Below are 24,326 nucleotides of genomic sequence, written 5' to 3'. Positions count from 1 at the left end.
CGGCCGCCTCAGCGGTAGAAGACGTGGTCGCCGAGTGTGACGACGCGGGTGCGGGTGCGGAAGAAGCCGGTGGGGGCGGCGTAGGCTGCGCGGAAGAACATCGCGCCGGGCGCCACGTCCGCCGTCTGCCGCGCCTGCGCCTCGCGCGAAACCTCGACCGCCGCGGCCCAGGCATCGGTATCGCGGCGGGGATTGTAGCTGGCCGTCTGGAAGAACTGGCCGGGCTGGTTCACTACGCCGCACGCCGTATCGGCGAAGCGGCCCGATTCCATCCGGTTGACGATCAGCTGGGCGACGGCGAGCTGCCCCGCGCGTGGCTGGTTGCCGGCCTCGTGCAGCACAACCTTGGCCATGCACTCCAGCTCGGCATCGATCTCGTCGGAGGCGGCGGTCTGCGGGGTATCGGCGTCGCGCACCACATCCATGTCGTCGTCCGCCTGCAGGGCGGCGTCGTCGAGGGCGAGGGTGGGCTGCGGCGTATCGGTCGAGAAGGTCGCGGCGAGCAGGGCGTCCGAGGCGAAGAACGTCGCCGGAAACACGGTGACGGCGATGAGAGCGCCGGCCGCGAGGAGCCTGGTGTGCCCGGAAAGCGACATTCTACAACCTTCTTGTGCGCAAAAGCCGGTCCCCACCCCCACGAACGAAATCGGGCGGAGCTTCACTTCCACGTCTTGCCTGATGGGTCGGGAGCCTCGTGCTTCCCCTGCCAACGACCGGAACGGCCCGTCCTTGAGGCTGGTGCACCGCAGCATACAACCGGACTACGACGAATCGTTGCTCGGCTGGGGCGGGCCGAAATCCCGCTATGGAACCATCGCGGCGAAGCGTCGGCTCGTCGCGGCGACCGCAGGTTGCCGCCGAACGCCGCGACAGCGGGTCGGCGACTCGCTGCCACGTCGCCGCTTTCGCTGTCCGAATCGCGCGGCGTGGATTACGCTGGATGATCCAGGGAGGTCGCCATCAACCACGCGGATGCAGAGATCGAACCCTCGCCGGCCCCCGTCCGCGCGCCGCCGCCCGCGGCCGAGCCGGTTCGACCCGACCCTGTGACCGATTTCCACCGCAATCGCCTGCTCGCCTCGCTCACGCTGATCGCCGGGCTCGGCCTGCTGCTTGCGCTTCCGTTCGCGCTGCGGACGGGTGCGGAGTTCTTCCTGCCGGTCACGGGCGCGCTCGTGATCGCCATCGCGCTGGTGCCGATGCTGGAGTGGCTGGAGCGGCGCGGCATCCCCTCCGGCCTGGCGGCGGTCAGCTGCGTCATCATGTTCCTGGCCGCCGCGAACGTGGCGGTCGCCTCCATCCTGGTGCCGGCGACCGAGTGGTTCGCGCTGCTGCCCGATCGCATCGGCCAGGTCCGCAGCAATCTGGCGCCGCTGATCCAGATCTATGCCAGTATCGAGCGGTTCATCGACGACACCGCCCGGCTGCTAGCCCGCTCGCCGGCCAAGGCGCCGACGACGGTCGCGGTTGAGACGCCCAACTCGCTGCTCGATCTGGTCGCGACGTCGGCGCCGCACGCGCTGGTGCAGGGCTTCTTTGCGATCCTGCTGATCTACTTCTTCCTGGCCGGATGGACGCGGATGCGCCGGCGGACGATCCAGAGCCGCTCCTCCTTCTCCTCGGCGATGACGACGGCACGCGTGATCCAGGAGATGGTGGACGCGACCTCCGCCTATCTCGGCACGATCACCCTCATCAACCTGGCGATGGGCTGCGCCGTGGCGGCGGCGATGTGGGCGGTGGGCATGCCCACGCCGCTGATGTGGGGCGGGCTCGTCGCGCTGCTCAACTACGTGCCGTATCTCGGCCCGATCGCCGCGGCGCTGCTGCTGGCGCTGGGCGGGCTGATGACCTTCGCCGACATCTGGTACGCGTTCCTGCCAGCGGCCATCTTCATCGGCATCCACCTGATCGAGGCCAACGCCTTCACGCCGATGGTGGTGGGCAAGCGGCTGACGATCAATCCGCTGCTGATTCTGGTGGCGCTCAGCTACTGGGGCTGGGTGTGGGGCACTACGGGCGCGCTGCTGGCGGTGCCGCTGCTGATCATCCTGAAGACGGTGCTGGATGCCGCCGGCAAGCCGGACATCGCCGGCTTCCTGTTCGACGAGGGCACGTTGACGGCGCCGACGCCGAGCGATCCGCATGCGTAGGCAGCGATCCGCACACATGAGGCAAAGGCGTGCGCGCCTCGCTTGACAGCCCGAAACGCCTCCCCTAGTTGGCGGCCCTCGCTTCCAAGCGGGTGTAGCTCAGTTGGTTAGAGCGCCGGCCTGTCACGCCGGAGGTCGCGGGTTCGAGCCCCGTCACTCGCGCCATTCCCGGCCATCGCAGGGGCCGGCGGGCGACCGCGAGGAACCCATCCGCACAGGCGTTCGCATCGGTTCGACCGGGCGGAGGCGCCGTGCCTCCGCCGGGTCCGTCAGGCGGCCACCGCTTCTGCAGCAGTCGGATAGTCGGTGTAGCCTTCCTCGCCTTGGCTGTACCAGGTGCGCGGATCGTCCTTGTTCAGCGGCAGACCCTCGGCGAAGCGATGCGGCAGATCGGGATTGGCGAGGAAGGTGCGGCCGAAAGCGATCGCATCGGCCTCGCCCGCGTCCAGCGCCGCCTGTCCGCGCGCCGAATCATAGTCGGAGTTCAGGATCAGCGGCCCCTTGAAAGCCCGGCGGATCACCGGATGCACGGGCGGCCGGTCCGCCTTGCCGAAGGTGCCGTCCAGGCCGGGCTCGCGCAGTTCCAGATAGGCGATGCCGATCCGGTCCAGCGCCGCGCCTGCGGCGGCGAACAGCGCCTCCGGATCGCTGTCGTTCACGCCCTGCGTGTCGCCGTTCGGTGAGAGGCGCACGCCGACCCGCCCGGCGCCTAGCACGTCGACCAGACGCCGCGTCACCTCGTCCAGCAGGCGGATGCGGTTCTCGATCGGGCCGCCATAGGCATCGTCGCGGAAGTTGGAATTGTCGCGCAGAAACTGGTCGATCAAATAGCCATTGGCGGCGTGCAGCTCGACCCCGTCGAAGCCGGCGGCCTGGGCATTGCGCGCGGCGGCGGCATAATCGTCCAGCAGACGCGGGAACTCGTCCAGCCGCAGCGGCCGCGCCTCCGCATAGGGCTGCTTGCCGTCATAGGTGTGGGCCGCGTCCGGCGCGGTGGTGGCGGAGGAGGAGACCGGCTGCGCGCCGCCGAGGAAGCTTGGGTGGACGATGCGGCCCATGTGCCACAGCTGCACGGCGATGCGTCCGCCCGCCCGGTGCACGCTCTCCACGATCGGCTTCCACGCCTCCACCTGCTCGTCGGACCAGATGCCCGGCGCATAGGGCCAGCCGAGCCCCTCCTGGCTGATGCCGGTCGCTTCGGTGATGATCAGCCCGGCGCTGGCGCGCTGCGTGTAATATTCGGCCATGATCGGCGTCGGCACATGCGCGCGGGTGGCGCGACCGCGCGTGAGCGGTGCCATGAGGATGCGGTTCGGCGCCGCGATGGCGCCCAGCTGGATCGGATCGAAGAGTGACGGCATCGCGGGCCTCCGTGCTGTGGATCGCCAGTAGGTAGGGATGCCACCAACGCGCGGCGATGCGGAAGCGGCGGAGGAAATGTTGCCGCGCAGGAGGAAGTTCTTGGCAGGGCGCGGCGGGCGGGCGCAGTCAGCGGGCGGGCGCGGTCAGTCCCGCCAGACGCCCGTTTCCATCCAGCGCAGCAGCGGCTTCAGCGGCGTGATCCAGACGATGCCGGCGAACAGGTAGACGGCCGCCTGCGCCAGCGGATGCAACCGCTCGATCCACGGCGAGGCGAGCAGCACCAGCGCCGCCCACACCGCGATCAGCAGCAGGATCAGGAACATGCCGAACGGCTTGCGCCAGCTGGGCTCGGCCGGTTGCGTCATGCCGGGCCGATCCACTCGCGCTCGGTTGCGATGCCGTTAAGTGGCACGTCCCAAGGATCGAGCGGCAGGCGCTCCACCTCCTGCACGCTCCACGCCAGGCCGATGCGGCGGGCGGCGGGCAGGCGGGCGAACGCGCGGTCGTAGAAGCCGGCGCCCTGGCCGATACGAGAGAGGCCGCGATCGAAGCCGACGAGCGGCGCCAGCACCAGATCGGGCGATACCTCCGGCGCGTCGCTGCGCGGCTGGAGGAGGCCGAAGGCGCCCGGCACCAGCGGGTCGCCCGGCGTCCACCGCAGGAAGCGCATCGGCGCCTCGCGCGCGGTGACGTGGGGCAGGGCGACCTCCAGCCCGCGATCGATGGCGGCGAACAGGATCGGGATCGCATCCACCTCCTCGCCGTCCGAGACGTAGCCGGAGACGATGCGGGCATCGCCGAAGCGGCGCGTGACGTGATCGGCGACGAACAGCGTGTGGATCAGCAGATCCGCCTTGAACGCCGGATCGGCCACCAGCGCGGCACGGCGGGCGCGCAGATCGCGCCGGACGTCCGCCTTGTTCATGCGGGGGCGATCATGCGGGCGGGGTCAGGCAGGGTCACGATGCGGTGGCGGGACCACCATGGCCGTTTGCTAGAATATCCTCTGACGCCGTTAACGTCAGGTGGGCGCCGTGTAAGTCGGGCCAGAGCCCTGTCAGGGACAGCTCCCATGGAAGATGAATCGCCTCAGGGATGTTCATGTAGCTCGTACCGGGCAGTACCCGCCGCCACCTATCTAGGCGCTGGCGGGCGGAGTCTCAACCCTGTCGGATACGGCGGCGGCGATCGTGCGGGAAAGCCGCTCCACCCGCTCGGCCAGCCGCTCCACGCGGGCGGCGATCTCCGGGTCGGGCGGGGCGGGGGGCGCGGGTGCCGCGGCGGCGCGGGTGAGGGCGGCGCGCGTGTCGTTGAGTTCGTCGGCCAGCAGCAGGGCGGCGAACAGCATCTGCCGCGCCTCGCTCATCCCGCCCATCGCCTTGGCGGCATCCAGCGCCTTCACGTCCACCATCGCGGCGATCATCCGCAGGTGCGCCTCCTCGCCGTCACGGCAGGCGAGCTCGAACGGGCGGCCGGCGATCGTCAGTTCGACCGTCGCCACCGTCAGTCCGCCTTCGCCGCGTCGAGCAGGCGGGTGAGCCGCTCCACCGCGCTGGAGGTACGCTCGCGCAGCGCGCGGTGACGCTCCTCCAGCCGCTCGTAGCGTTCGTGCAGGGCCTGGTCGCCGGGCCTGGCCGGGGCCGGTGCGAGGGCGGCCGGCAGCCGTTCCTCGAGCCGGTGGACGGCGCGTTCGAGCCGGCCGATCGCCAGGAGAAGGGTGTCGTCGCTCATATCGCCCCGGAATAGCACGGCGGTGGCGCGCGGCAAGCATGCGCCGCCGCTGCGGTTGACGATGGGCCGCGCCCGCGACAAAGGGACCGCGACCGTTTTTGCTGCACCGCCGAATCGGGCCGGTTTCCGGCCCGCGATCTTGCCAGAAGGCCATTGGATGACCCGACCCTCGCCGCAGCTTGCCAACGCCGTGCGGGCGCTGACGATGGATGCGGTGCAGGCGGCGAACTCGGGCCATCCCGGCATGCCGATGGGGATGGCCGATGCCGCCACGGTGCTGTTCGCCGATTATCTGAAGTTCGATCCCACGGCGCCCAAGTGGGCGGATCGCGATCGTTTCGTGCTCTCCGCCGGGCACGGATCGATGCTGATCTACGCGCTGCTGCACCTGACCGGCTATGCCCGGCCAACCCTGGACGACATCCGCCGCTTCCGCCAGCTGGGCAGCCCGTGCGCCGGCCATCCGGAGAATTTCGAGCTTGCGGGGATCGAGGCGACCACCGGGCCGCTCGGCTCCGGCTTCGCCACGGCGGTGGGCATGGCGATCGCCGAACGGCACCTGAACGCCGTGTTCGGCGATGCGCTGGTCGATCATCGCACCTGGGTGATCGCCGGCGACGGCTGCCTGATGGAGGGCATCAACCACGAGGCGGTCGGCCTCGCCGGGCACCTGCGGCTCGGCCGGCTGAACGTGTTGTGGGACGACAACCGCATCACCATCGACGGCGCGGTCGATCTCTCGTCCAGCGAGGACGTGGCCGGCCGCTACGCCGCCTCCGGCTGGCACGTGATCGCCTGCGACGGCCACGATCCGGCCGACATCTCCCGCGCGCTCGACGCCGCCGTCGCCGATCCGCGCCCGTCGCTGATCGCCTGCCGCACGATCATCGGCTACGGCGCGCCCACCAAGCAGGGCACCTCCGCCACGCACGGCTCGCCGCTGGGCGCAGACGAGATCCGCGCCGCGCGGCAGGTGCTGGCATGGGAGTCGCCCGACTTCCACCTGCCCGAGCCGATCGTGGCGGCCTGGGCCGAGATCGGCCAGCGCGGCCAGGGCATTCGCGCCGCGTGGGAGGCACGCCTGGCGGATCACGCCGATCGCGACGAGTTCACCCGGCGGATGGCCGGCACGCTGCCCGCGGATTTCTCGCTCGCCGACTACAAGGCCGGCCTCCTCGCCAGCCCGCAGACGGTGGCGACGCGGCGCGCGTCCGAACTGGCGCTGGGCGCGATCAACGATCTGCTACCGGAGACGATCGGCGGCTCGGCCGACCTCACCGGCTCGAACAACACGAAGACGAAGTCGCAGAAGCCGCTGACGGCGCAGGATTATTCCGGCCGCTACATCTACTACGGCATCCGCGAGTTCGGCATGGGCTGCGCGATGAACGGCATGGCGCTGCACGGCGGCGTCATCCCCTACGGTGGCACCTTCCTGGTGTTCTCCGATTACTGCCGGCCGGCGATCCGCCTCTCCGCGCTGCAGCAGACCCGCGCGATCTACGTGATGACGCACGATTCGATCGGTCTCGGCGAGGACGGGCCGACCCACCAGCCGGTCGAGCATGTCATGTCGCTGCGGCTGATGCCCAATCTGGACGTCTATCGCCCGGCCGACACGATCGAGACGGCGGAGTGCTGGGAGCTCGCACTGGCGCGGGCGGACGGGCCGTCTCTGCTCGCGCTTTCCCGCCAGAACCTGCCGCAAGTGCGTGACGACGCATCCGAAAATCTCTCGGCGAAGGGCGCCTACCGGCTTCGCGCCGCCGTCGCCCCGCGCAAGGTGATCCTCATCGCCAGCGGTTCCGAGGTGGAGATCGCGTTTGGCGTGGCGGACCGGCTGGAGGAAGCCGGCGTCGGCGCCGACATCGTCTCGATGCCGTGCTGGTCGCGCTTCGACGCGCAGCCGCAGGCCTATCGAGACGAGGTGCTGCCTGACGTGCAGCCCGACGAGATCCTCCGCGTCTCCATCGAGGCGGGCACCACGATCGGGTGGGAGCGCTACACGATGGCGCGCGGCCTGCGCTTCGGCATCGACGGGTTCGGCGCATCGGCGCCGGCGCCCGACCTCTACAGGCATTTCGGGCTCACGCCCGACATCATCGCGCCGCAGATCCTGGCGGCGCTGGGACAGGCAGGGAGCTGAGACCATGGCAGTGAAGGTAGCGATCAACGGATTCGGGCGCATCGGGCGGCTGGTGGCGCGCGCGGTGCTGGCGAAGCCCGAGAGCGGGCTGGAGCTGGTGGCGATCAACGATCTGGCGGATGCCAAGTCGAACGCGCTGCTGTTCAAGCGCGACTCGGTCCACGGCACCTATCCCGGCACGGTGGAGGCCGACGGCAACGACCTGATCATCGACGGCAAGCGCATCAAGGTGACGGCCGAGCGCGATCCGGCCAACCTGCCGCACGCGGCGAACGGCGTGGACATCGCGCTGGAGTGCACCGGTTTCTTCACCGATCGCGAGAGCGCCCAGAAGCATCTGGACGCGGGCGCCAAGCGCGTGCTGATCTCCGCGCCGGCCAAGGGCGTGGATCTGACGGTGGTGTTCGGCGTGAACAACGACAAGCTGACGGCCGATCACACGATCGTGTCCAATGCATCGTGCACCACCAACTGCCTGGCGCCGATAGCCAAGGTTCTGAACGATTCCATCGGCATCGAGCGCGGCCTGATGACGACGATCCACAGCTACACCAACGACCAGAAGATCCTCGACCAGATCCATTCCGACATGCGTCGCGCCCGCGCCGCCGCGATGTCGATGATCCCGACGACGACGGGCGCCGCCCGCGCCGTGGGCGAGGTGATGCCGGAGCTGAAGGGCAAGCTGGACGGATCGGCCATCCGCGTGCCGACGCCCAACGTCTCGATCGTCGACCTCACCTTCACGCCGAAGCGCGACACGACGAAGGACGAGGTCAATGCGATCCTGAAGGCGGCGTCGGAGAGCGGGCCGTTGAAGGGCATCCTCCAGTACGTCACCGATCCGCTGGTCTCGATCGACTTCAACCACGATCCGCACTCGTCCTCGGTGGACAGCCTGGAGACGGCGGTGCTGGAGGGCAAGCTCGTCCGCGTCCTCTCCTGGTACGACAATGAGTGGGGCTTCTCGAACCGCATGGTCGATACCGCCGGCGCGATGGCGAAGTTCCTCTGATCCCGTGAGCGGCGGCCGCCTTCTCGGCATCGCACGGCGCAGCGCCCCGCGCGCGCCGATGGAAGCGGTGTCGGAGGCGGCCGTCACCCTGGAGACGGGCGTCGGCAACGATACGCGCGGGCTCGCCCGGCCGGGGCGGAGCACGCGGCGGCAGGTCTCGATCCTCCGGCTGGAGGATTGGGAGACGGTGGAGGCCGAGCTGGGCACCGGCCTGGTGTGGACGACGCGGCGGGCCAACCTGCTCGTCTCCGGCCTGCGCCTGCCGCAGCGGGCGGGCGACTATCTCTACGTCGGCGCGGGCGTGAAGCTGGAGATCACCGGCGAGTGCGACCCGTGCCGCCGCATGGACGAGCAGCATCAGGGGCTGATGGCCGCCCTGGTGCCGGATTGGCGCGGCGGCGTGCTCGCCCGCGTCGTCACGGCCGGCCATATCGCGATCGGCGACGCAGTGAGGATAGAGGCGACATGACGAACTTCCGGACGCTCGATGATCTTGGCGACATCCGCGGCAAGCGCGTGCTGGTGCGCGAGGATCTGAACGTGCCGATGGCCGACGGCCGCGTCACCGACGACACCCGCCTGCGCGCGGCCGCGCCCACCATCGCCGAACTGGCGGACAAGGGCGCCAAGGTGCTGATCCTGGCCCATTTCGGCCGGCCCAAGGGGGAGCGCAAGCCGGACATGTCGCTGGCGCTGCTGACGCGGCCGCTGGCCGACGTGCTGGGCCGCGAGGTGACGTTCATCGACGACTGCCAGGGCGAGGACGCGGCCAAAGTGGTGGACCTGCTGGCCGACGGCGGCATCGCCATCCTGGAGAATACCCGCTTCCACAAGGGCGAGGAGAAGAACGATCCGGCGCTGGTCGCCGCGATGGCGAAGCTGGGCGACCTGTACGTCAACGACGCCTTCTCCGCCGCGCACCGCGCCCATGCCTCCACCGAGGGGCTGGCGCGGGCGCTGCCGGCCTATGCCGGCCGGTCTATGGAGGCCGAGCTGCAGGCGCTGGAAAAGGCGCTCGGCAAGCCGGAGCATCCCGTGGCGGCGGTGGTGGGCGGCGCCAAGGTATCGACCAAGCTGGACGTGCTCCAGCATCTGGTGACGAAGGTGGATCACCTGATCATCGGCGGCGGCATGGCCAACACCTTCCTCGCCGCGCGCGGCGTGGATGTGGGCAAGTCGCTGTGCGAGCATGATCTGGCGGATACCGCCCGCGCCATCCTGGACGCCGCCGAGAAGGCGAACTGCATCGTTCACCTGCCCTATGACGTGGTGGTGGCGAAGGAGTTTCGCGCTAACCCGCCGGTGCGCACGGTGAACGTGCACGAGGTGGCGGCCGACGAGATGATCCTCGACGTCGGCCCCGCCGCCGTGGAGGCGCTGGGCGACGCGTTGAAGAACTGCCGCACATTGGTGTGGAACGGGCCGATGGGCGCGTTCGAGACCCCGCCGTTCGACACCGCCACGGTTTCGCTGGCGAAGACGGCGGCGGCGCTGACGACCGGCGGCTCGCTCGTTTCCGTGGCGGGCGGCGGGGATACCGTGGCGGCGCTGAACCAGGCCGGCGTGGCGGACGAGTTCACCTTCGTCTCCACCGCCGGCGGCGCCTTCCTGGAGTGGATGGAAGGCAAGGAACTGCCGGGCGTGAAGGCGCTCACCGCCTGACGGCGACACACTCACCGAAACGAAAGGGACGACATGCAGCTCTCCGACATGACGAAGAAGATCGCCGACGGCAACGGCTTCATCGCCGCCCTGGACCAGAGCGGCGGCTCCACCCCCAAGGCGCTCGCCGGCTACGGCATCGAGGAGGGCGCCTGGTCCGACGAGGCCGGCATGTACGGCCTGATCCACGAGATGCGCGTGCGGATCATCACCTCCAAGGCGTTCACCGGCGACAAGGTGATCGGCGCCATCCTGTTCGAGCGCACGATGGACGGGCAGGCGGACGGCAAGCCGGTGCCGCAGGCGCTGATCGAGCGCGGCGTGGTGCCGTTCATCAAGATCGACAAGGGCCTTGAAAACGAGGCCGACGGCGTGCAGCTGATGAAGCCGATGCCGGAGCTGGAGACGCTGCTGGCCCGCGCCAAGGGCCTGGGCGTGTTCGGCACCAAGGAGCGGTCGGTCATAAACCTCGCCAATCCGGCCGGCATCGCCGCGATCGTCGCGCAGCAGGTGGAGGTGGGCCGGCAGGTGCTGGCCGCCGGGCTGGTGCCGATGCTGGAGCCGGAGATCAACATCAAGAGCCCGGAGCGGGCCGAGGCCGACCAGATCCTGCTCGACGAGCTGGTAAAGGCGCTGGACGCGATGCCCGGCACCGAGAAGGTGATGCTCAAGCTCTCTTTGCCGAAGACGCCCGGCCTGTTCACCCCGCTGGTGAACCATTCGCGCGTGCTGCGCGTGGTGGCGCTCTCGGGCGGCTTCAAGCGGCCGGAGGCGTGCGCGGAGCTGGCGAAGAACCCCGGCATCATCGCCAGCTTCAGCCGGGCGCTGCTGGAGGATCTGCGCCACCAGATGAGCGACGACGCGTTCGACGCCTCGCTGGGTGCGGCGATCGACGAGATCTACACGGCCTCGACCCGGAAGACGGCCTGAGGGATGCGGGGCGGGATGGACCGGGTCTATCTCGCCCTCGCCGCGATCGGGGCGCTGCTGCCGCTATCGGCCTTCGTGCCGTGGCTGGTCGCGCATGGCGCCGATCCGGCCGCCTTCGTGGCGGAGCTGTTCGCCACCCGCATCGGCGCCTTCTTCGGCTGGGACGTGATCGTCTCGGCGGTGGTGCTGATCCTGTTCGTCCTCGTCGAGGGGCGGGGCGTGCGGCACGGCTGGCTCGCCATCCCGGCGACCCTGCTCGTGGGCGTGTCGTGCGGCCTGCCCTTGTTCCTTGCCCTGCGCGCGCGATCGGTGCAGGGCGCGGCGCCATGATCGACTATGACGACGACGCCATCCCGCTGGACCCCCATTTCGCCGAACGGTTCGAGCGGGATCCCGGCCGGCCGTCCTGCCAGCTCTATCTGATCTCGCCGCCCGCGATCGCGCCCGAGTTCGTGAAGCGGCTTGAGGCGGCGCTCTCCGCCGGGCCGGTGGCGGCGTTCCAGCTGCGGCTGAAGGGGCTGGACGACCACGCCGTGGCGGCGCTGGCCGAGCCGCTGATGGCAGTGTGCCGCGCGCACGACGTGGCCTTCATCGTCAACGACAGCATCGGCCTGGCCAAGCGGCTGGGCGCGGACGGCGTGCATCTGGGGCAGGAGGATGGCGATCCGCGCGAGGCGCGCGACGCGCTGGGCAAGGATGCGCAGGTGGGCGTCACCTGCCACGACAGCCGCCACCTGGCGATGGAGGCGGGCGAGGCGGGGGCCGATTACGTCGCGTTCGGCGCCTTCTTCCCGACGACCACCAAGGAGACCCGGCATCGCCCCGATCCCGCGATCCTGAGCTGGTGGACGACCCTGTTCGGCATCCCCTGCGTGGCGATCGGCGGCATCACCGCGGAGAATGCCCCGCCGCTCGTGGCGGCCGGCGCGGACTTCCTGGCGGTATCGGGCGCGGTGTGGAACCATCCGGAGGGGCCGGCGGCGGGTGTGCGGGCGTTCGCGGCGGTGCTAGGGTCCGATCAGCCGATCTGAAATACCCCGCTCATGCTGAGGGCCGCTGAGCCTGGCGAAGCGGCGTCTCGAAGCACGCCGACGTCGGGGCATATACTTCGAGGCGGGTCTTCGCCTTCGCTCAGCCCCTCCTCAGCATGAGCGGCTCAGCGTATATTGAGGCAAGACAGAGGCTTACGGCGGCCGAGATAGCGTCGGCCTGAGCCGCGTTCGGTATGGCGACGTGCCTAGCGAACCCGCCTCTAGGCCGCGATCACCAGGTCCGCACGCGGCCGGTATCGACGTGGACGAAGCCGTCGCGCGGATAGTAGCCGACGCCGCCGCGCTGGGCGGAGAGTGCCGCCAGCCGCAGGCGATCGAGCCCGATGCCGGGCAGCGCGATATCGGTCGCCTTGCCCAGCATGTGCTGGCTCTTGCTGGCGACGCCGGTATGCTCGCCGCCACGCGCGCGCAGCGAGGCGTTGGTGTGGGGGGAGCGGTAGCCGGAGATCAGATCGAACGAGCGGCGCGGATCGACGCCGAGGCGGTCGCGGATCTCGCCGAGCAGGCTGAACAGATCGGGATCCATGTTGGTGGTGTCGCCGGTCCGCCAGTCGCGCAGGCCGTGGTTGAGTTCGGCCAGCCCCTGCGGATCGAAGCGGCCGTTGGCGAAGTAGCGCGCATCGACGCGATCGTTGGTGTGCACGTTGCGGAAGGCGAGGCGCTTTTCCGGAATGGCGGCAAGCGCCGCCGGGGAGATCAGGGCGGTTCCCCCCAGCGCCAGCGCACCGAGGAAGAGCCCGCGACGGCTCAAGGTCGTATCGGTCATTCTCACCTGTCGGAAAGAAAAGGGGTGCCCGGCGTTCGGACTGTACAGGGAGAATTATAGGGAAGCGCACGAATGAAAACGATAACGGTTCCAATGCTCTGCCGCGTCGCGGCAACGGTTTGCCTCATAAATGGAGGTGCCTGGGCGCAGAGTCCGCCACCAGCGGCGAAAAGCGTTAACCCCGCTTATCCGGGCATCGACCTGACGATCATGCACGTGCAGGTGATTCTCGACCATCTCGGCTTTGGGCCGGGCGTGATCGACGGCAGGAAGGGCGCATCCCTGAAGAAGGCGCTGATCGGCTTCCAGACCGCCAATGACATAGCGAAGACCGGCGAGATCGACAAGGCCACGCTCGCCGCCCTGAACCCCTATCGCGAGGTGCGGCCGGTCGTCGAGGTGACGTTGACCGAAGCCGATGTCGCCGGACCGTTCGTGGGCCGGATGCCGAAGGATCCCGCCGAGCAGGCCAGGCTGCCGGGCATGGCCTATCAGAACCCGACCGAGAAGCTGTCCGAGCGGTTCCACACCACCCCGGCGGTGCTGGTGGCGCTCAACGGGCCGCAGGCCAAGGTGGCGGCCGGCGCGAAGGTGAAGGTGCCGGGCATCACCGTGGCTGACGGCGCCTATCCCGACACGCTGAAGCCGGAGTGGCGCCAGACCCTGGCGAGCCTCTCGGTCGATGCGCAGCAGCCGCAGGCCGATCATGTCGTGGTCGACAAGTCTGACGGCGTGCTGCGCGTGTACGACGACAAGGAGAAGCTGGTCGCGCAATTCCCGGCGACGATGGGCAGCAAGCACGATCCGCTGCCGATCGGCACGTGGAAGATCCAGGGCGCGGCCTACAACCCGCCATTCCACTATAATCCCAAGCTGTTCTGGGATGCCGACAACAAGGACGAGAAGCAGCTGCTGAAGCCGGGGCCGAACGGGCCGGTGGGCGTGGTGTGGCTCGATCTCAACAAGCCGCATTACGGCATCCACGGCACGCCGAGCCCGGAGACGATCGGCCGGGCCGAGAGCCACGGCTGCATCCGTCTGACGAACTGGGATGCGGCGCGCCTCTCGCTGATGGTGAAGCCCGGCACCGAGGCGAAGTTCCAGCCGTGAGGGGGCGAGCATGACGCGCTTCGGCCGGTGGTTCGCCGGCATCGCGCTGCTGCTGGTGGCGCTGTTCGCGGCCGGGCTGATGCTGCCGCGATCGCCCGCGCCGCGATCGGATACGGCGGGCGAGGCGACCGCGAAGCAGCCGCTCGCGCTGCTCGTCCCGTCCGGTTTGGCGATGCCCGTCGCCGGGGTTCGGCCAGAGCAGCTGAGCGACACGTTCGACGATCCGCGCGGCGAAGGCGGCACGCGCGGCCACGGCGCGCTCGACATCATGGCGGCGCGCGGCACGCCGGTTGTAGCGGCGGCAGACGGCACGATCGAGAAGATCTTCGAGAGCGAGCTCGGCGGCCACACGCTCTACATCCGCTCGCCGAACGGCCGGACGCTCTACTATTACGCCCATCTCGATACCTATGCGCCGGGCGTGCGCGAGGGCGTGGACGTGCGCGCGGGCCAGCGTATCGGCGCCGTGGGATCGACCGGCGACGCGAGCCCCGAGGCGCCGCACCTGCACTTCGAGATCAAGCGCATGGCGCCCGGCCAGCCGTGGCACGAGGGGGCACCGATCAACCCCTATCCGCTGCTTGCCGGAAAGGCGGGCGGGGTCTAAGGCGCACGCCGGCTCTTTTCCAATACGCGAGACAGGCATGAAGATCAGCGGCGTGGACATCCGTCCCGGCAACATCATCGAGTATGAGGGTGGCATCTGGAAGGCTGTGAAGATCCAGCACACCCAGCCGGGCAAGGGTGGCGCCTACATGCAGGTCGAGATGAAGAACCTGATCGACGGGCGCAAGAACAACGTGCGCTTCCGATCGGCCGAGACGGTGGAGCGCGTGCGGCTGGACACCAAGGACTTCCAGTTCCTGTTCGCCGACGGCGACGCGCTGACCTTCATGGACAAGGACAATTACGACCAGATCACCCTGGATCGCGGCATCCTGGGCGATGCCGCCGCCTTCCTGCAGGACGGCATGGACGTGGTGATGGAGCTGTATGACGAGAAGCCGATCTCGGTGCAGCTGCCCGACACGATCGAGGCGCTGATCGTGGAAGCGGACGCGGTGGTGAAGGGGCAGACCGCCTCTTCCAGCTACAAGCCGGCGGTGCTGGACAATGGCGTGCGCGTGATGGTGCCGCCGCATATCGGCGCGGGCACGCGGATCGTGGTCGACGTATACGAGCAGACCTATGTGAGGCGCGCGGACTGAACCGTTCCGATCCCCTCCCTTGAACGGAGGGACAGGGACGGGCGCCCGCCTCCGCGGGCCGGCAGCCGCCCCGGCTTGATGGCGGCAGGGGCGTCGGGCCTCTTCCGCCGATCACCCACCCCATCCCCTCCCGTGAACGGGAGGGGGGAGTTTTAGCGATGGCAGTCACCTCAGGCCTCATTTCCGTCATGGAGCGCGCCGCGCGCAAGGCCGCGCCGCGCCTTCGCCGCGACTTTGGCGAGACGCAGCAGCTTCAGGTCAGCCGCAAGGGGCCGGCCGATTTCGTCAGCCAGGCGGACAAGGCGGCGGAGCAGACGCTCTACGAGGAGCTGAAGCGGGCGCGGCCCGACTGGGGCTTCCTGCTGGAGGAGGGCGGCGCGATCGAGGGCGACCCGACGAAGCCGCGCTGGGTGATCGATCCGCTGGACGGCACCAGCAACTTCCTGCACGGCATCCCGCACTTCGCGATCTCGATCGCGGTGGAGGAGCCAAAGCCGGGCGGGCGCGGCGAGGTGACGCAGGGTGTCGTCTACCAGCCGGTGACGGACGAGACCTTCTGGGCCGAGAAGGGCCGGGGCGCCTGGCTGCACGACCGGCGCCTGCGCGTCTCTGCCCGGCGCGACCTGAGCGAGGCGCTGATCGCCACCGGCATCCCGTTCCTCGGCCATGGCGACTTCCCGCAGTTCCGCGCGATCTTCGACGCGATCGCGCCGGAGGTGGCCGGCATCCGCCGCTTCGGATCGGCCGCGCTCGATCTCGCCTGGGTGGCGGCCGGGCGGTTCGATGCCTTCTGGGAGAGCAACCTGAAGCCGTGGGACTGGGCGGCCGGCGTGCTGCTGGTACGCGAGGCGGGGGGCTTCGTCAGCGATTTCCGCGGCGGCGACCGGGTGATGGAGCGCAACGAGTTCCTCGCCACGAACGAGGGGTTGCAGGCGAAGCTGCAGAAGCTGGTGGGCGCCGCCCTGAAAGGCTGAGAGGTCTGGGGCCGCGTGGAAGGAAAGCGGAACAAAGTCCGCCACCTGCGAGTCATTCTCACGGCCCGCAGCCTTGCTTCGCAGGTGCGGCAGACGTAAAGCCGCGAGGATGAGGCGGGCCTCCGGGCGCGCGTTCAAGGAGTGTCGTTATGGCGTCGGTCGCCGCCGGATATCTGCCGATCCTGCTGTTCCTGGGCGTGGCGCTGGCGCTGTCCACGGCGTTCGTCGTGCTGCCGATGATCGCGGCGAAATTCACCGGCGCATCAAGGCCCTACCCGGACAAGCTGACGGAATATGAGTGCGGCTTCCCCGCCTTCGAGGATAGCCGGGCGCAGTTCGACGTGCGCTTCTACCTCGTCGCGATCCTGTTCATCATCTTCGATCTGGAGGCGGCTTTCCTCTATCCGTGGGCGGTGTCGCTGGGCGCGATCGGCTTCGGCGGGTGGCTGGCGATGATGATCTTCCTGGCCGAACTGACGCTCGGCTACGTCTATGCGTGGAAGAAGGGAGCGCTCGAATGGGAGTAGAACTCGCGAGCCAGCCCGGTGCCCCGCACCTGCCGACGGAGAACGCGCCGCCGGACCAGGCCTATTTCCACGATCTGTCGACCGAGGTGCAGGACAAGGGTTTCCTCGTCACATCCACAGAGGATCTGTTCCAGTGGGCGCGCACCGGCTCGCTCTGGTGGATGACGTTCGGCCTGGCGTGCTGTGCGGTGGAGATGATTCACGTCAACATGCCGCGCTACGATCTGGAGCGGTTCGGCGCGGCGCCGCGCGCGTCGCCGCGCCAGTCCGACGTGATGATCGTGGCGGGTACGCTGTGCAACAAGATGGCCCCGGCGCTACGCCGCGTGTACGACCAGATGAGCGAGCCGCGCTACGTGATCTCGATGGGATCGTGCGCCAATGGCGGCGGCTACTATCATTACAGCTACAGCGTGGTGCGCGGCTGCGACCGGATCGTGCCGGTGGACATCTACGTGCCCGGCTGCCCGCCGACCGCCGAGGCGCTGCTCTACGGCATCATGCAGCTGCAGCGGAAGATCCGCCGCTCCGGCACGATCGAGCGGTGAGGGGCGAACGGTGACGAGCCCGCATCCCAGATACAAGCCGAGCGACGGCGTGGTCGCCGAGGCGCAGGCCGCGCTCGGCGACATGCTGCTGCACGCCCGCGAGGAGGTGGGCGAGGTGGCCCTCCACGTCGATCGCCCGCATCTGGTCGCCGCGATGACGATCCTGCGCGACAGGCTCGGCTACCAGCAGCTAATGGAGATCGCCGGCGTCGACTGGCCGGATCGGCCGCTGCGATTCGAGGCGGTCTACTGCCTGCTCAGCCTGACGCGGAACCACCGCATCCGCGTGCATGTGGCGACGACGGAGGCGGATGCGATCCCCTCCGTCACCGGCCTGTGGCCGGTGGCCGGCTGGCTGGAGCGCGAGGTGTTCGACATGTACGGCGTGCTGTTCGAGGGCAATCCCGACCTGCGCCGCATCCTGACCGATTACGGCTTTCGCGGCCATCCGCAGCGCAAGGACTTCCCGCTGACCGGCTTCGTCGAGCTGCGCTATTCCGAGCGCGAGAAGCGCGTGGTGTACGAGCCCGTGCAACTGGCGCAGGATTTCCGCAGCTTCGATTTCATGAGCCCGTGGGAGGGCGCCGAATATGTGCTGCCGGGTGATGAGAAAGCCCCGCAGGCGTCCGGCGCGCAGACCCCGCTGAAGGCGGACGAGGTGAAGAAGTGAGCGATCTCCACGAGATCCGGGACGCCGCCTATCAGGATCGGCGGGTGGCGGTGCTTGAGGAGGCCGAGACGCCGGCCGACCCGACCGTCGGCGACGTCGAGATCCAGAACTACACGATCAACTTCGGCCCGCAGCATCCGGCCGCGCACGGCGTGCTGCGCATGGTGATGGAGCTGGACGGCGAGATCGTGGAGCGGGTCGATCCGCATGTCGGCCTGCTCCACCGCGGCACCGAGAAGCTGATCGAGTACAAGACCTATCTGCAGGCCCTGCCGTATTTCGACCGGCTCGATTACTGCTCGCCGATGTGCATGGAGCACAGCTATGTGCTGGCGGTGGAGAAGCTGCTGGGGCTGGAGGTGCCGCTGCGCGCGCAATATTTGCGCGTGCTGTTCGCCGAGCTCACGCGCATCAGCAACCACATGCTGAACCTCGGCAGCCACGTGATGGACGTCGGCGCGATGACGCCGAACCTGTGGCTGTTCGAAATCCGCGAAGACACGATGAACTTCTACGAGCGGGCGTCCGGCGCGCGAATGCATGCGGCCTATTTCCGTCCCGGCGGCGTGCATCAGGACGTGCCGCTGAAGCTGCTGACCGATATGGCCGACTGGCTGGACAATCGCGTGCCCCGCTTGTTCGAGGATGCGATCAGCCTCGTCGCCGACAACCGCATCTTCAAGCAGCGCAACGTGGACATCGGGACGGTGAGCCGCGACGACGCGATCGCCTGGGGCTTCTCCGGCCCGATGATCCGCGCCGCCGGCGTGCCGTGGGATCTGCGCAAGGCGCAGCCCTACGACGTCTACGACCGGATGGAGTTCGACATCCCCGTCGGCACGCGCGGCGACTGCTACGATCGTTTCATGGTGCGGGTGGAGGAGGTCCGCCAGTCGATGCGGATCATGAAGCAGTGCCTGGCGCAGATGCCGGACGGGCCGATCGCCTCGCTGGACCGCAAGGTGGTGCCGCCGAAGCGCGGCGACATGAAGCGATCGATGGAAGCGCTGATCCACCACTTCAAGCTCTACACCGAGGGCTTTCACGTGCCCGCCGGCGAGGTCTATGTCGCGACCGAGAGTCCCAAGGGCGAGTTCGGCGTCTATCTGGTGAGCGACGGCAGCAACAAGCCGTACCGCTGCAAGATCCGCCCGACCGCGTTCAGCCACCTGCAGGCGATGGACTTCATGATGAAGGGCCACATGCTGGCCGACACCACCGCCGTCCTCTCCGCCATCGACGTGGTGTTCGGGGAGTGCGACCGGTGAGCGAGGCCGTGACCAACGAGCTTATCTACGGCGTGCTCCAGCGGATGCAGGGCGACCTGGCAGATCTTAAGTTCGACATGACCGAAATGAAGGTTCGGATGACGGCGACCGAGGAGCATCTTGGCAACGTGATCCTGTCCCTCTCCAGTCTCAACCGCCGCATGGACCGGTTCGACGAGCGTCTCGGGCGCGTCGAGCGACGGCTCGACCTCACGGATGCTCACTGATGTCCGATGCACCCTCCATCCCTGATGAAGCGGAGACCCGCGCGCGCTGGGGCGGCTTCGCGTGGACGCCGGAGAATGAGCGGCAGGCCAAGGTCGTGATCGGCCGCTATCCGCCGGGGCGGGAGCATAGCGCGATCATGCCGCTGCTCGATCTCGCCCAGCGGCAGGTGGGCGCAGAGACGGATACGCAGGGCTGGCTGCCGGTGCCGGTGATCGAGTTCGTCGCCAAGACGGTGAACATGCCATACATCCGCGCCTACGAGGTCGTCAGCTTCTACACGATGTACAATATGGCGCCGGTCGGCCGCTATCACGTGCAGGTGTGCGGCACGACGCCGTGCATGCTGCGCGGATCGGACGACGTGCTGGCGGCGTGCAAGCAGCGCGGCCTCGCCAAGGGACGGACGACGCCCGACGGCCTTTTCACGCTGACGGAAGTCGAGTGTCTCGGCGCCTGCGCCAACGCGCCGATGGTGCAGATCAACGACGACAATTACGAGGATCTGACGTTCGACAGCATGTCGGCGATCCTCGAGACGCTGGCTTCGGGCGGCACGCCCGCGCCCGGCCCGCAGAACGGCCGCCACACGAGCTGCCCAGAAGGCGGCCCGACCGTGCTCAAGGAGATGGTCGACGAGAACCATCGCTACGGGGATGTCGCGGCATGAGCTTCATCATCGGCCTGATCGTCCTCATCGTGCTGGTGGTGGTGTTCGTGAAGCTCGCTTTGGGGCTGGCCGGCATCCTGATCGCGCTGGTGCTGGCGGTGGGCGCCTATTTCCTGGCGGAGAAGATCGTGGGGCCTGGACGCTGATGCTCGACGGTGTGACATGTTAGAAGATCGCGATCGCATCTTCACCAACGTCTACGGTTTCCAGCCGTGGACCCTCGACAGCGCGATCATGCGCGGCGACTGGGACGACACCAAGGCGCTGATGGCGCGCGGGCAGGACCAGCTGATCGAGGACATCAAGGCATCCGGCCTGCGCGGGCGCGGCGGCGCCGGCTTCCCCACCGGCATGAAGTGGAGCTTCATGCCCAAGGAGCCGAAGCCGGGCAAGCCGAGCTTCCTGCTGATCAACGCCGACGAATCCGAACCGGGATCGTGCAAGGACCGCGAGATCATCCGTCACGATCCGCACAAGCTGATCGAGGGCGCGCTGATCGCCGGCTACGCGATGCGCGCGCGGGCGGCCTATATCTACATACGCGGCGAGTTCATCCGCGAGGCCGAGACGTTGTTCGCGGCCGTTGCCGAGGCCTATGGGCGCGGCCTGTTGGGCAAGAATGCGGCCGGCTCCGGCTATGATTTCGACGTGTTCGTCCACCGCGGCGCCGGCGCCTACATCTGCGGCGAGGAGACCGCGCAGATCGAGAGCCTGGAGGGCAAGAAGGGCCAGCCGCGCCTGAAGCCGCCGTTTCCGGCGGGCGTCGGCCTCTACGGCTGCCCGACGACGGTGAACAACGTCGAATCCATCGCGGTGGTGCCGACGATCCTGCGGCGCGGGGCGGCGTGGTTTGCCGGCATCGGGCGGGACAAGAATCAGGGCACCAAGCTGTTCCAGCTTTCCGGCCACGTCAACACGCCGTGCGTGGTCGAGGAGGCGATGGGCATCACCTTCCGCGAACTCGTCGAGAAGCATGGCGGCGGCATCCGCGGTGGGTGGGACAATCTGCTGGCGGTCATTCCCGGCGGCTCCTCCGTGCCGCTGGTGCCGGCGGCGCAGATCATGGACGCGCCGATGGACTTTGACGGCCTCAAGGGCGTCGGCTCGGGCCTCGGCACCGCGGCGGTGATCGTGATGGATAAGTCGACCGACATCGTCCGCGCCATCAGTCGCATCAGCTATTTCTACAAGCATGAGAGCTGCGGTCAGTGCACCCCCTGCCGTGAGGGCACCGGCTGGATGTGGCGCGTGATGGAGCGGCTGCGCGAGGGCAATGCCGAAATCGGCGAGATCGACATGCTGGAGGAAGTGACCCGCCAGGTGGAGGGCCACACGATCTGCGCGCTCGGCGACGCGGCGGCCTGGCCGATCCAGGGCCTGATCCGCCACTTCCGCCCCGAGATCGAGCGGCGTATCAACGAGCGCAACGGAGGCGCCGCGCCGATGGCGGTGGCGGCGGAGTGAAGTTTGCGGCGGCACGAATGATCGGAGGCGTGACGCCGATCATCGCATCAGGCGCGGTGCTGCTGACGGCTTGCCCCGCATCAGCGATTGTAGCGATCCCGACCGAGGCGGCATTGGCGTATAGACAATGCGTGGAACGGGTTGGAGATCGCGATCCCATCGTGCGCGCCGAGCTCGTAGAGGCAGTCAGCTTTCAGCGGGCTCATGGATACGGCACTTATTTTGATGGCCGATGGAAGGCGATCTTCGAGCAGCGGGTCATACCGAAATGCGGCCATGCTCCCAAGGTTCGATGCGACGGAGAATGTACCCTGCCGGACGAACGACATTCAGCGTTTATTGCGACCGACGACGTTCAGAGTGGCGACCGCGTCATCAAGCTGCGCGACGCTTGGGTATGGCGTGTGGCGTCGACGGAGGCACGCTGATGGCTTTGGTCCATTGTGCAGCCGTGGGGGAGCGGCGCGTATGACTGACGAGCGCGCCGACCTGATGCTAGAGATACTGAAAAAGATCCAGTCGGACATCAGCCTGATGCGGCGCGAACAAACGTCTCTATCGACGCGCATGCTGGCGATGGAGGATCATCAGCGAGGCATGATCACCTCGCTTCATGGTCTTATGACATCGCTGCATGGCGTCGAGGTGGATGTCGCTCATCTCAAGGACCGGGTCGATCGCATTGAGCGGCGGCTCGGCCTGACCGATACGGAACACTGATATGCCCACCCTCACAGTCGACGGTATCGAGGTCGAGGTGCCCGCCGGCGCCACCGTGCTCCAGGCATGCGAGGCGGCCGGCAAGGAGATACCGCGCTTCTGCTATCATGAGCGGCTGTCGATCGCCGGCAACTGCCGCATGTGCCTGGTCGAGGTGAAGCCCGGGCCGCCGAAACCGCAGGCGTCGTGCGCGCTGCCCGCCGCCGACAAGCAGGAGGTGCGCACCGACAGCGCGATGGTGAAGAAGGCGCGCGAGGGGGTGATGGAGTTTCTCCTCATCAACCACCCGCTCGATTGCCCGATCTGCGATCAGGGCGGCGAGTGCGATCTGCAGGACCAGTCCGTCGCCTACGGCAAGGGCCACAGCCGCTACGACGAGAATAAGCGCGCCGTGACCGAGAAATATATGGGCCCCATCGTCAAGACGGTGATGACCCGCTGCATCCAGTGCACCCGCTGCGTGCGCTTTGCCGAGGAGGTCGCTGGCGTCGAGGAGATCGGCGCGATCGGGCGCGGCGAGAACATGCAGATCACCTCCTATCTGGAAGGCGCGATCACCTCCGAACTGTCGGGCAACGTCGTCGATCTGTGCCCGGTCGGCGCGCTCACCTCCAAGCCCTATGCGTTCGAGGCGCGGCCGTGGGAGCTGAAGAAGACGCCGTCGATCGACGTGATGGACGCCGTCGGCACCAACATCCGCCTCGACAGCCGCGGGCGGCAGGTGCTGCGCGCGCTGCCGCGGATCAACGAGGCGGTGAACGAGGAGTGGGCGTCCGACAAGACGCGTCACGCGGTGGACGGGCTGGTCCGCCGCCGGCTGGACAAGCCCTATGTGCGCCGCGACGGGCGGCTGGTGGCGGCGACCTGGGCCGAGGCGTTCGCCGTCATCGCCGCGCAGCTGGAAGGCGCGTCTGGTGACGAGGTGGCGGGCATCGCCGGCGACCTGGCCGAGGTGGAGAGCGTGTTCGCGCTGAAGCGGCTGCTCGGCGCCTATGGCTCGTCGCTGCACGAGTGCCGGCAGGACGGCGCGAAGTTCGACGTGTCGAGCCCGGCGGCCTATCGCTTCGGCCCGACCATCGCCGGGGTGGAGACGGCGCAGGCGATCCTGCTGGTCGGCACCAACCCGCGGTGGGAGGCGCCGCTCGTCAACACCCGCATCCGCAAGGCGGTTAAGGCGGGGGCGCGCGTGTTCGCGATCGGCCCGCAGGTTGACCTCACCTATCCGGTCGAATGGATCGGCGAGGATCTCTCGCTGCTCGGCGCGCTGCCGGCCGGTGCCAGCGGCGCGCTGAACGATGCCGAGCATGCCGTGGTGATCGCCGGCATGGGCGCGATGGCGGTGGAGGGCGCGCATGCCGCCGCACGCGCGGCGGCGGCCGGGTTCAGCGCCAGCTTCGGCCTGCTGCACACGGCGGCGGCGCGGGTGGGCGCGCTCGATCTCGGCTTCGTCACCGATGGCGGTGTGGATGCGATCCGCGCGAAGGCGGCGTCGCTGAAGGCGCTGTTCCTGCTCGGCGCGGACGAGATGGACCTCTCCGCCTTCGCCGACACCTTCACCATCTATATCGGCACGCACGGCGATGCCGGCGTGCGCGTGGCGGACGTGATCCTGCCGGGCGCCTCCTATGCCGAGAAGCCGGCGACGTGGGTGAACATGGAAGGCCGCGTGCAGCGCGCCGACCGCGCCGTCTTCCCACCGGGCGACGCGCGCGAGGACTGGACCATCCTGCGCGCACTCTCCGATCCGCTTTGTAAAACGCTGCCGTTCGATACGCTGCCCGCCCTCCGCGATGCGATCGCCGCGGCCCACCCGCATCTGGCGGAGGAAGGCCTCTACGATGTCGGCGCGGCGACGGACGAGGGTGTGGCCCCCTCCGTCTCCGGCACGATCGCCTATCCGATCGCCGACTTCTACCTGACGAACCCGATCGCCCGCGCCAGCGAGACGATGCAGCGCTGCTCGGCCGAGATTCTGCACGGCCAGGATTATGCGGAGGCGGCGGAGTGATGCGCGATGTTCGAGGCGATCGCCGGATCGGTGGGCTCTTTCCGTCCGCCCAGGTTCTAGTGGATGGTGATCGGAACGGCTGTCTCGATCGTCGGTCCGGCCTCTTACCAGAACCTC

General features: G+C 68.5%; 30 protein-coding genes, 1 tRNA gene and 1 other RNA gene. 24 read left to right on the top strand and 8 right to left on the bottom strand.

Features of this window, described 5'->3' with window-relative positions; genetic code table 11:
- Positions 1-8: 8 nt before the first annotated feature.
- Complete coding sequence (locus GNT64_RS09125) at positions 9-596, bottom strand: cell wall hydrolase (protein ID WP_156679249.1); 588 nt, start codon at positions 594-596, stop codon at positions 9-11.
- A gap of 450 nt (positions 597-1,046) precedes the next feature.
- On the opposite strand from GNT64_RS09125, the gene GNT64_RS09120 reads away from it, so the two are divergent.
- Together GNT64_RS09120 and GNT64_RS09115 are read left to right on the top strand one after the other, a co-directional pair.
- Positions 1,047-2,153, top strand: coding sequence for an AI-2E family transporter (locus GNT64_RS09120; protein WP_231639404.1), 1,107 nt, complete (start codon positions 1,047-1,049; stop codon positions 2,151-2,153).
- Positions 2,154-2,241: 88 nt separating this feature from the next.
- Positions 2,242-2,318 (top strand) — tRNA-Asp (locus tag GNT64_RS09115).
- Positions 2,319-2,422: 104 nt separating this feature from the next.
- Here GNT64_RS09115 and GNT64_RS09110 read toward each other — a convergent pair.
- The 6 genes from GNT64_RS09110 to GNT64_RS09090 all read right to left on the bottom strand — a co-directional run bounded on the left by GNT64_RS09110 (position 2,423) and on the right by GNT64_RS09090 (position 5,246).
- Entirely contained in the window at positions 2,423-3,514 is a 1,092-nt protein-coding gene (locus tag GNT64_RS09110) for an alkene reductase (protein WP_156679247.1), read from the bottom strand.
- Positions 3,515-3,658: 144 nt separating this feature from the next.
- The gene (locus GNT64_RS09105; RefSeq protein ID WP_156679246.1) at positions 3,659-3,880 is read right to left on the bottom strand and encodes a DUF2842 domain-containing protein; all 222 of its coding nucleotides are present in this window, start codon (positions 3,878-3,880) and stop codon (positions 3,659-3,661) included.
- The gene (locus GNT64_RS09100; RefSeq protein WP_156679245.1) at positions 3,877-4,440 is read right to left on the bottom strand and encodes a 5-formyltetrahydrofolate cyclo-ligase; all 564 of its coding nucleotides are present in this window, start codon (positions 4,438-4,440) and stop codon (positions 3,877-3,879) included. The genes GNT64_RS09105 and GNT64_RS09100 overlap by 4 nt, the downstream gene beginning before the upstream one ends.
- A 46-nt stretch (positions 4,441-4,486) precedes the next feature.
- Positions 4,487-4,642, bottom strand: a non-coding RNA gene (gene ssrS / locus GNT64_RS22270) — 6S RNA.
- Positions 4,643-4,653: 11 nt separating this feature from the next.
- The gene (locus tag GNT64_RS09095) at positions 4,654-5,016 is read right to left on the bottom strand and encodes a cell division protein ZapA (RefSeq protein ID WP_156679244.1); all 363 of its coding nucleotides are present in this window, start codon (positions 5,014-5,016) and stop codon (positions 4,654-4,656) included.
- A 2-nt stretch (positions 5,017-5,018) separates the two neighbouring features.
- Positions 5,019-5,246 carry a hypothetical protein gene (locus tag GNT64_RS09090; protein WP_156679243.1) on the bottom strand — a complete coding sequence of 76 codons (228 nt, stop codon included), beginning with the start codon at positions 5,244-5,246 and terminating at the stop codon, positions 5,019-5,021.
- Between the two features lie 157 nt (positions 5,247-5,403).
- Here GNT64_RS09090 and tkt point away from each other — a divergent pair, with 157 nt between their 5' ends.
- From tkt to thiE, 7 genes are read left to right on the top strand one after another with little or no spacing between them, the layout of a single operon-like run.
- Positions 5,404-7,392, top strand: a complete 1,989-nt coding sequence (tkt, locus tag GNT64_RS09085) for a transketolase (RefSeq protein WP_156679242.1) — start codon at positions 5,404-5,406, stop codon at positions 7,390-7,392.
- A gap of 4 nt (positions 7,393-7,396) precedes the next feature.
- Positions 7,397-8,407, top strand: coding sequence for a type I glyceraldehyde-3-phosphate dehydrogenase (gene gap, locus GNT64_RS09080; protein WP_156679241.1), 1,011 nt, complete (start codon positions 7,397-7,399; stop codon positions 8,405-8,407).
- A gap of 4 nt (positions 8,408-8,411) precedes the next feature.
- Positions 8,412-8,876, top strand: coding sequence for an MOSC domain-containing protein (locus GNT64_RS09075; protein WP_231639402.1), 465 nt, complete (start codon positions 8,412-8,414; stop codon positions 8,874-8,876).
- Positions 8,873-10,069, top strand: a complete 1,197-nt coding sequence (locus GNT64_RS09070; protein ID WP_156679240.1) for a phosphoglycerate kinase — start codon at positions 8,873-8,875, stop codon at positions 10,067-10,069. The genes GNT64_RS09075 and GNT64_RS09070 overlap by 4 nt, the downstream gene beginning before the upstream one ends.
- 33 nt (positions 10,070-10,102) lie before the next feature.
- On the top strand, positions 10,103-10,999 hold the full coding sequence (locus GNT64_RS09065) for a fructose bisphosphate aldolase (protein WP_156679239.1): 897 nt from the start codon (positions 10,103-10,105) through the stop codon (positions 10,997-10,999).
- Between the two features lie 15 nt (positions 11,000-11,014).
- The gene (locus GNT64_RS09060) at positions 11,015-11,329 is read left to right on the top strand and encodes a DUF2834 domain-containing protein (RefSeq protein WP_156679238.1); all 315 of its coding nucleotides are present in this window, start codon (positions 11,015-11,017) and stop codon (positions 11,327-11,329) included.
- Positions 11,326-12,030: a thiamine phosphate synthase gene (gene thiE / locus GNT64_RS09055; RefSeq protein ID WP_156679237.1), complete on the top strand. Its 705-nt coding sequence runs from the start codon at positions 11,326-11,328 to the stop codon at positions 12,028-12,030. Before GNT64_RS09060 ends, thiE begins: the two co-directional genes overlap by 4 nt.
- A gap of 232 nt (positions 12,031-12,262) precedes the next feature.
- On the opposite strand, the gene GNT64_RS09050 is transcribed toward thiE, so the two are convergent.
- Positions 12,263-12,817: a peptidoglycan L,D-endopeptidase MepK gene (locus GNT64_RS09050; protein ID WP_156679236.1), complete on the bottom strand. Its 555-nt coding sequence runs from the start codon at positions 12,815-12,817 to the stop codon at positions 12,263-12,265.
- A 210-nt stretch (positions 12,818-13,027) separates the two neighbouring features.
- On the opposite strand from GNT64_RS09050, the gene GNT64_RS09045 reads away from it, so the two are divergent.
- From GNT64_RS09045 to nuoG, 15 genes are all read left to right on the top strand, one after another.
- Positions 13,028-13,927 (top strand): L,D-transpeptidase family protein, encoded by a 900-nt coding sequence (locus tag GNT64_RS09045; RefSeq protein WP_231639400.1) that lies wholly within the window; start codon positions 13,028-13,030, stop codon positions 13,925-13,927.
- A gap of 10 nt (positions 13,928-13,937) precedes the next feature.
- Entirely contained in the window at positions 13,938-14,534 is a 597-nt protein-coding gene (locus GNT64_RS09040; RefSeq protein ID WP_156679234.1) for a M23 family metallopeptidase, read from the top strand.
- Between the two features lie 37 nt (positions 14,535-14,571).
- A complete protein-coding gene (gene efp, locus GNT64_RS09035) occupies positions 14,572-15,135 on the top strand; it encodes an elongation factor P (RefSeq protein WP_156679233.1) in 564 nt (187 codons plus the stop codon).
- Between the two features lie 158 nt (positions 15,136-15,293).
- Complete coding sequence (locus tag GNT64_RS09030; protein WP_156679232.1) at positions 15,294-16,109, top strand: inositol monophosphatase family protein; 816 nt, start codon at positions 15,294-15,296, stop codon at positions 16,107-16,109.
- 149 nt (positions 16,110-16,258) lie between these two features.
- Entirely contained in the window at positions 16,259-16,636 is a 378-nt protein-coding gene (ndhC, locus tag GNT64_RS09025) for an NADH-quinone oxidoreductase subunit A (protein WP_156679231.1), read from the top strand.
- The gene (locus tag GNT64_RS09020; protein WP_156679230.1) at positions 16,627-17,184 is read left to right on the top strand and encodes a NuoB/complex I 20 kDa subunit family protein; all 558 of its coding nucleotides are present in this window, start codon (positions 16,627-16,629) and stop codon (positions 17,182-17,184) included. Before ndhC ends, GNT64_RS09020 begins: the two co-directional genes overlap by 10 nt.
- A gap of 10 nt (positions 17,185-17,194) precedes the next feature.
- A complete protein-coding gene (locus GNT64_RS09015; protein WP_156679229.1) occupies positions 17,195-17,854 on the top strand; it encodes an NADH-quinone oxidoreductase subunit C in 660 nt (219 codons plus the stop codon).
- 50 nt (positions 17,855-17,904) lie between these two features.
- On the top strand, positions 17,905-19,122 hold the full coding sequence (locus tag GNT64_RS09010; protein ID WP_197277397.1) for an NADH-quinone oxidoreductase subunit D: 1,218 nt from the start codon (positions 17,905-17,907) through the stop codon (positions 19,120-19,122).
- Entirely contained in the window at positions 19,119-19,349 is a 231-nt protein-coding gene (locus GNT64_RS09005) for a hypothetical protein (RefSeq protein ID WP_231639398.1), read from the top strand. Before GNT64_RS09010 ends, GNT64_RS09005 begins: the two co-directional genes overlap by 4 nt.
- A complete protein-coding gene (locus GNT64_RS09000) occupies positions 19,349-20,017 on the top strand; it encodes a complex I 24 kDa subunit family protein (RefSeq protein WP_156679228.1) in 669 nt (222 codons plus the stop codon). The genes GNT64_RS09005 and GNT64_RS09000 overlap by 1 nt, the downstream gene beginning before the upstream one ends.
- On the top strand, positions 20,014-20,163 hold the full coding sequence (locus GNT64_RS08995) for a hypothetical protein (protein ID WP_156679227.1): 150 nt from the start codon (positions 20,014-20,016) through the stop codon (positions 20,161-20,163). Before GNT64_RS09000 ends, GNT64_RS08995 begins: the two co-directional genes overlap by 4 nt.
- A 16-nt stretch (positions 20,164-20,179) precedes the next feature.
- The gene (nuoF, locus tag GNT64_RS08990) at positions 20,180-21,481 is read left to right on the top strand and encodes an NADH-quinone oxidoreductase subunit NuoF (protein ID WP_156679226.1); all 1,302 of its coding nucleotides are present in this window, start codon (positions 20,180-20,182) and stop codon (positions 21,479-21,481) included.
- Positions 21,482-21,510: 29 nt separating this feature from the next.
- Entirely contained in the window at positions 21,511-21,909 is a 399-nt protein-coding gene (locus tag GNT64_RS08985) for a hypothetical protein (RefSeq protein WP_156679225.1), read from the top strand.
- Between the two features lie 40 nt (positions 21,910-21,949).
- On the top strand, positions 21,950-22,201 hold the full coding sequence (locus tag GNT64_RS08980) for a hypothetical protein (RefSeq protein WP_156679224.1): 252 nt from the start codon (positions 21,950-21,952) through the stop codon (positions 22,199-22,201).
- A gap of 1 nt (position 22,202) precedes the next feature.
- Positions 22,203-24,209, top strand: a complete 2,007-nt coding sequence (gene nuoG, locus GNT64_RS08975; RefSeq protein WP_156679223.1) for an NADH-quinone oxidoreductase subunit NuoG — start codon at positions 22,203-22,205, stop codon at positions 24,207-24,209.
- Positions 24,210-24,326 lie beyond the last annotated feature (117 nt).

The sequence above is a fragment of the Sphingomonas profundi genome (genome assembly GCF_009739515.1).
Lineage (GTDB): Bacteria > Pseudomonadota > Alphaproteobacteria > Sphingomonadales > Sphingomonadaceae > Alterirhizorhabdus > Alterirhizorhabdus profundi.
The sequence above is the reverse complement of the archived record's forward strand: the minus strand, read 5'-3'. Positions and strand labels throughout refer to the sequence as shown.

What these genes read in the sequence shown, in the direction of transcription:
- GNT64_RS09125 (WP_156679249.1), bottom strand. Translation starts at nt 596, where the DNA reads ATGTCGCTTTCCGGGCACACCAGGCTCCTCGCGGCCGGCGCTCTCATC.
- GNT64_RS09110 (WP_156679247.1), bottom strand. Translation starts at nt 3,514, where the DNA reads ATGCCGTCACTCTTCGATCCGATCCAGCTGGGCGCCATCGCGGCGCCG.
- GNT64_RS09105 (WP_156679246.1), bottom strand. Translation starts at nt 3,880, where the DNA reads ATGACGCAACCGGCCGAGCCCAGCTGGCGCAAGCCGTTCGGCATGTTC.
- GNT64_RS09100 (WP_156679245.1), bottom strand. Translation starts at nt 4,440, where the DNA reads ATGAACAAGGCGGACGTCCGGCGCGATCTGCGCGCCCGCCGTGCCGCG.
- GNT64_RS09090 (WP_156679243.1), bottom strand. Translation starts at nt 5,246, where the DNA reads ATGAGCGACGACACCCTTCTCCTGGCGATCGGCCGGCTCGAACGCGCC.
- tkt (WP_156679242.1), top strand. Translation starts at nt 5,404, where the DNA reads ATGACCCGACCCTCGCCGCAGCTTGCCAACGCCGTGCGGGCGCTGACG.
- gap (WP_156679241.1), top strand. Translation starts at nt 7,397, where the DNA reads ATGGCAGTGAAGGTAGCGATCAACGGATTCGGGCGCATCGGGCGGCTG.
- GNT64_RS09070 (WP_156679240.1), top strand. Translation starts at nt 8,873, where the DNA reads ATGACGAACTTCCGGACGCTCGATGATCTTGGCGACATCCGCGGCAAG.
- GNT64_RS09065 (WP_156679239.1), top strand. Translation starts at nt 10,103, where the DNA reads ATGCAGCTCTCCGACATGACGAAGAAGATCGCCGACGGCAACGGCTTC.
- GNT64_RS09060 (WP_156679238.1), top strand. Translation starts at nt 11,015, where the DNA reads ATGGACCGGGTCTATCTCGCCCTCGCCGCGATCGGGGCGCTGCTGCCG.
- thiE (WP_156679237.1), top strand. Translation starts at nt 11,326, where the DNA reads ATGATCGACTATGACGACGACGCCATCCCGCTGGACCCCCATTTCGCC.
- GNT64_RS09050 (WP_156679236.1), bottom strand. Translation starts at nt 12,817, where the DNA reads ATGACCGATACGACCTTGAGCCGTCGCGGGCTCTTCCTCGGTGCGCTG.
- GNT64_RS09045 (WP_231639400.1), top strand. Translation starts at nt 13,028, where the DNA reads ATGCACGTGCAGGTGATTCTCGACCATCTCGGCTTTGGGCCGGGCGTG.
- GNT64_RS09040 (WP_156679234.1), top strand. Translation starts at nt 13,938, where the DNA reads ATGACGCGCTTCGGCCGGTGGTTCGCCGGCATCGCGCTGCTGCTGGTG.
- efp (WP_156679233.1), top strand. Translation starts at nt 14,572, where the DNA reads ATGAAGATCAGCGGCGTGGACATCCGTCCCGGCAACATCATCGAGTAT.
- GNT64_RS09030 (WP_156679232.1), top strand. Translation starts at nt 15,294, where the DNA reads ATGGCAGTCACCTCAGGCCTCATTTCCGTCATGGAGCGCGCCGCGCGC.
- ndhC (WP_156679231.1), top strand. Translation starts at nt 16,259, where the DNA reads ATGGCGTCGGTCGCCGCCGGATATCTGCCGATCCTGCTGTTCCTGGGC.
- GNT64_RS09020 (WP_156679230.1), top strand. Translation starts at nt 16,627, where the DNA reads ATGGGAGTAGAACTCGCGAGCCAGCCCGGTGCCCCGCACCTGCCGACG.
- GNT64_RS09000 (WP_156679228.1), top strand. Translation starts at nt 19,349, where the DNA reads ATGTCCGATGCACCCTCCATCCCTGATGAAGCGGAGACCCGCGCGCGC.
- GNT64_RS08995 (WP_156679227.1), top strand. Translation starts at nt 20,014, where the DNA reads ATGAGCTTCATCATCGGCCTGATCGTCCTCATCGTGCTGGTGGTGGTG.
- nuoF (WP_156679226.1), top strand. Translation starts at nt 20,180, where the DNA reads ATGTTAGAAGATCGCGATCGCATCTTCACCAACGTCTACGGTTTCCAG.
- GNT64_RS08980 (WP_156679224.1), top strand. Translation starts at nt 21,950, where the DNA reads ATGACTGACGAGCGCGCCGACCTGATGCTAGAGATACTGAAAAAGATC.
- nuoG (WP_156679223.1), top strand. Translation starts at nt 22,203, where the DNA reads ATGCCCACCCTCACAGTCGACGGTATCGAGGTCGAGGTGCCCGCCGGC.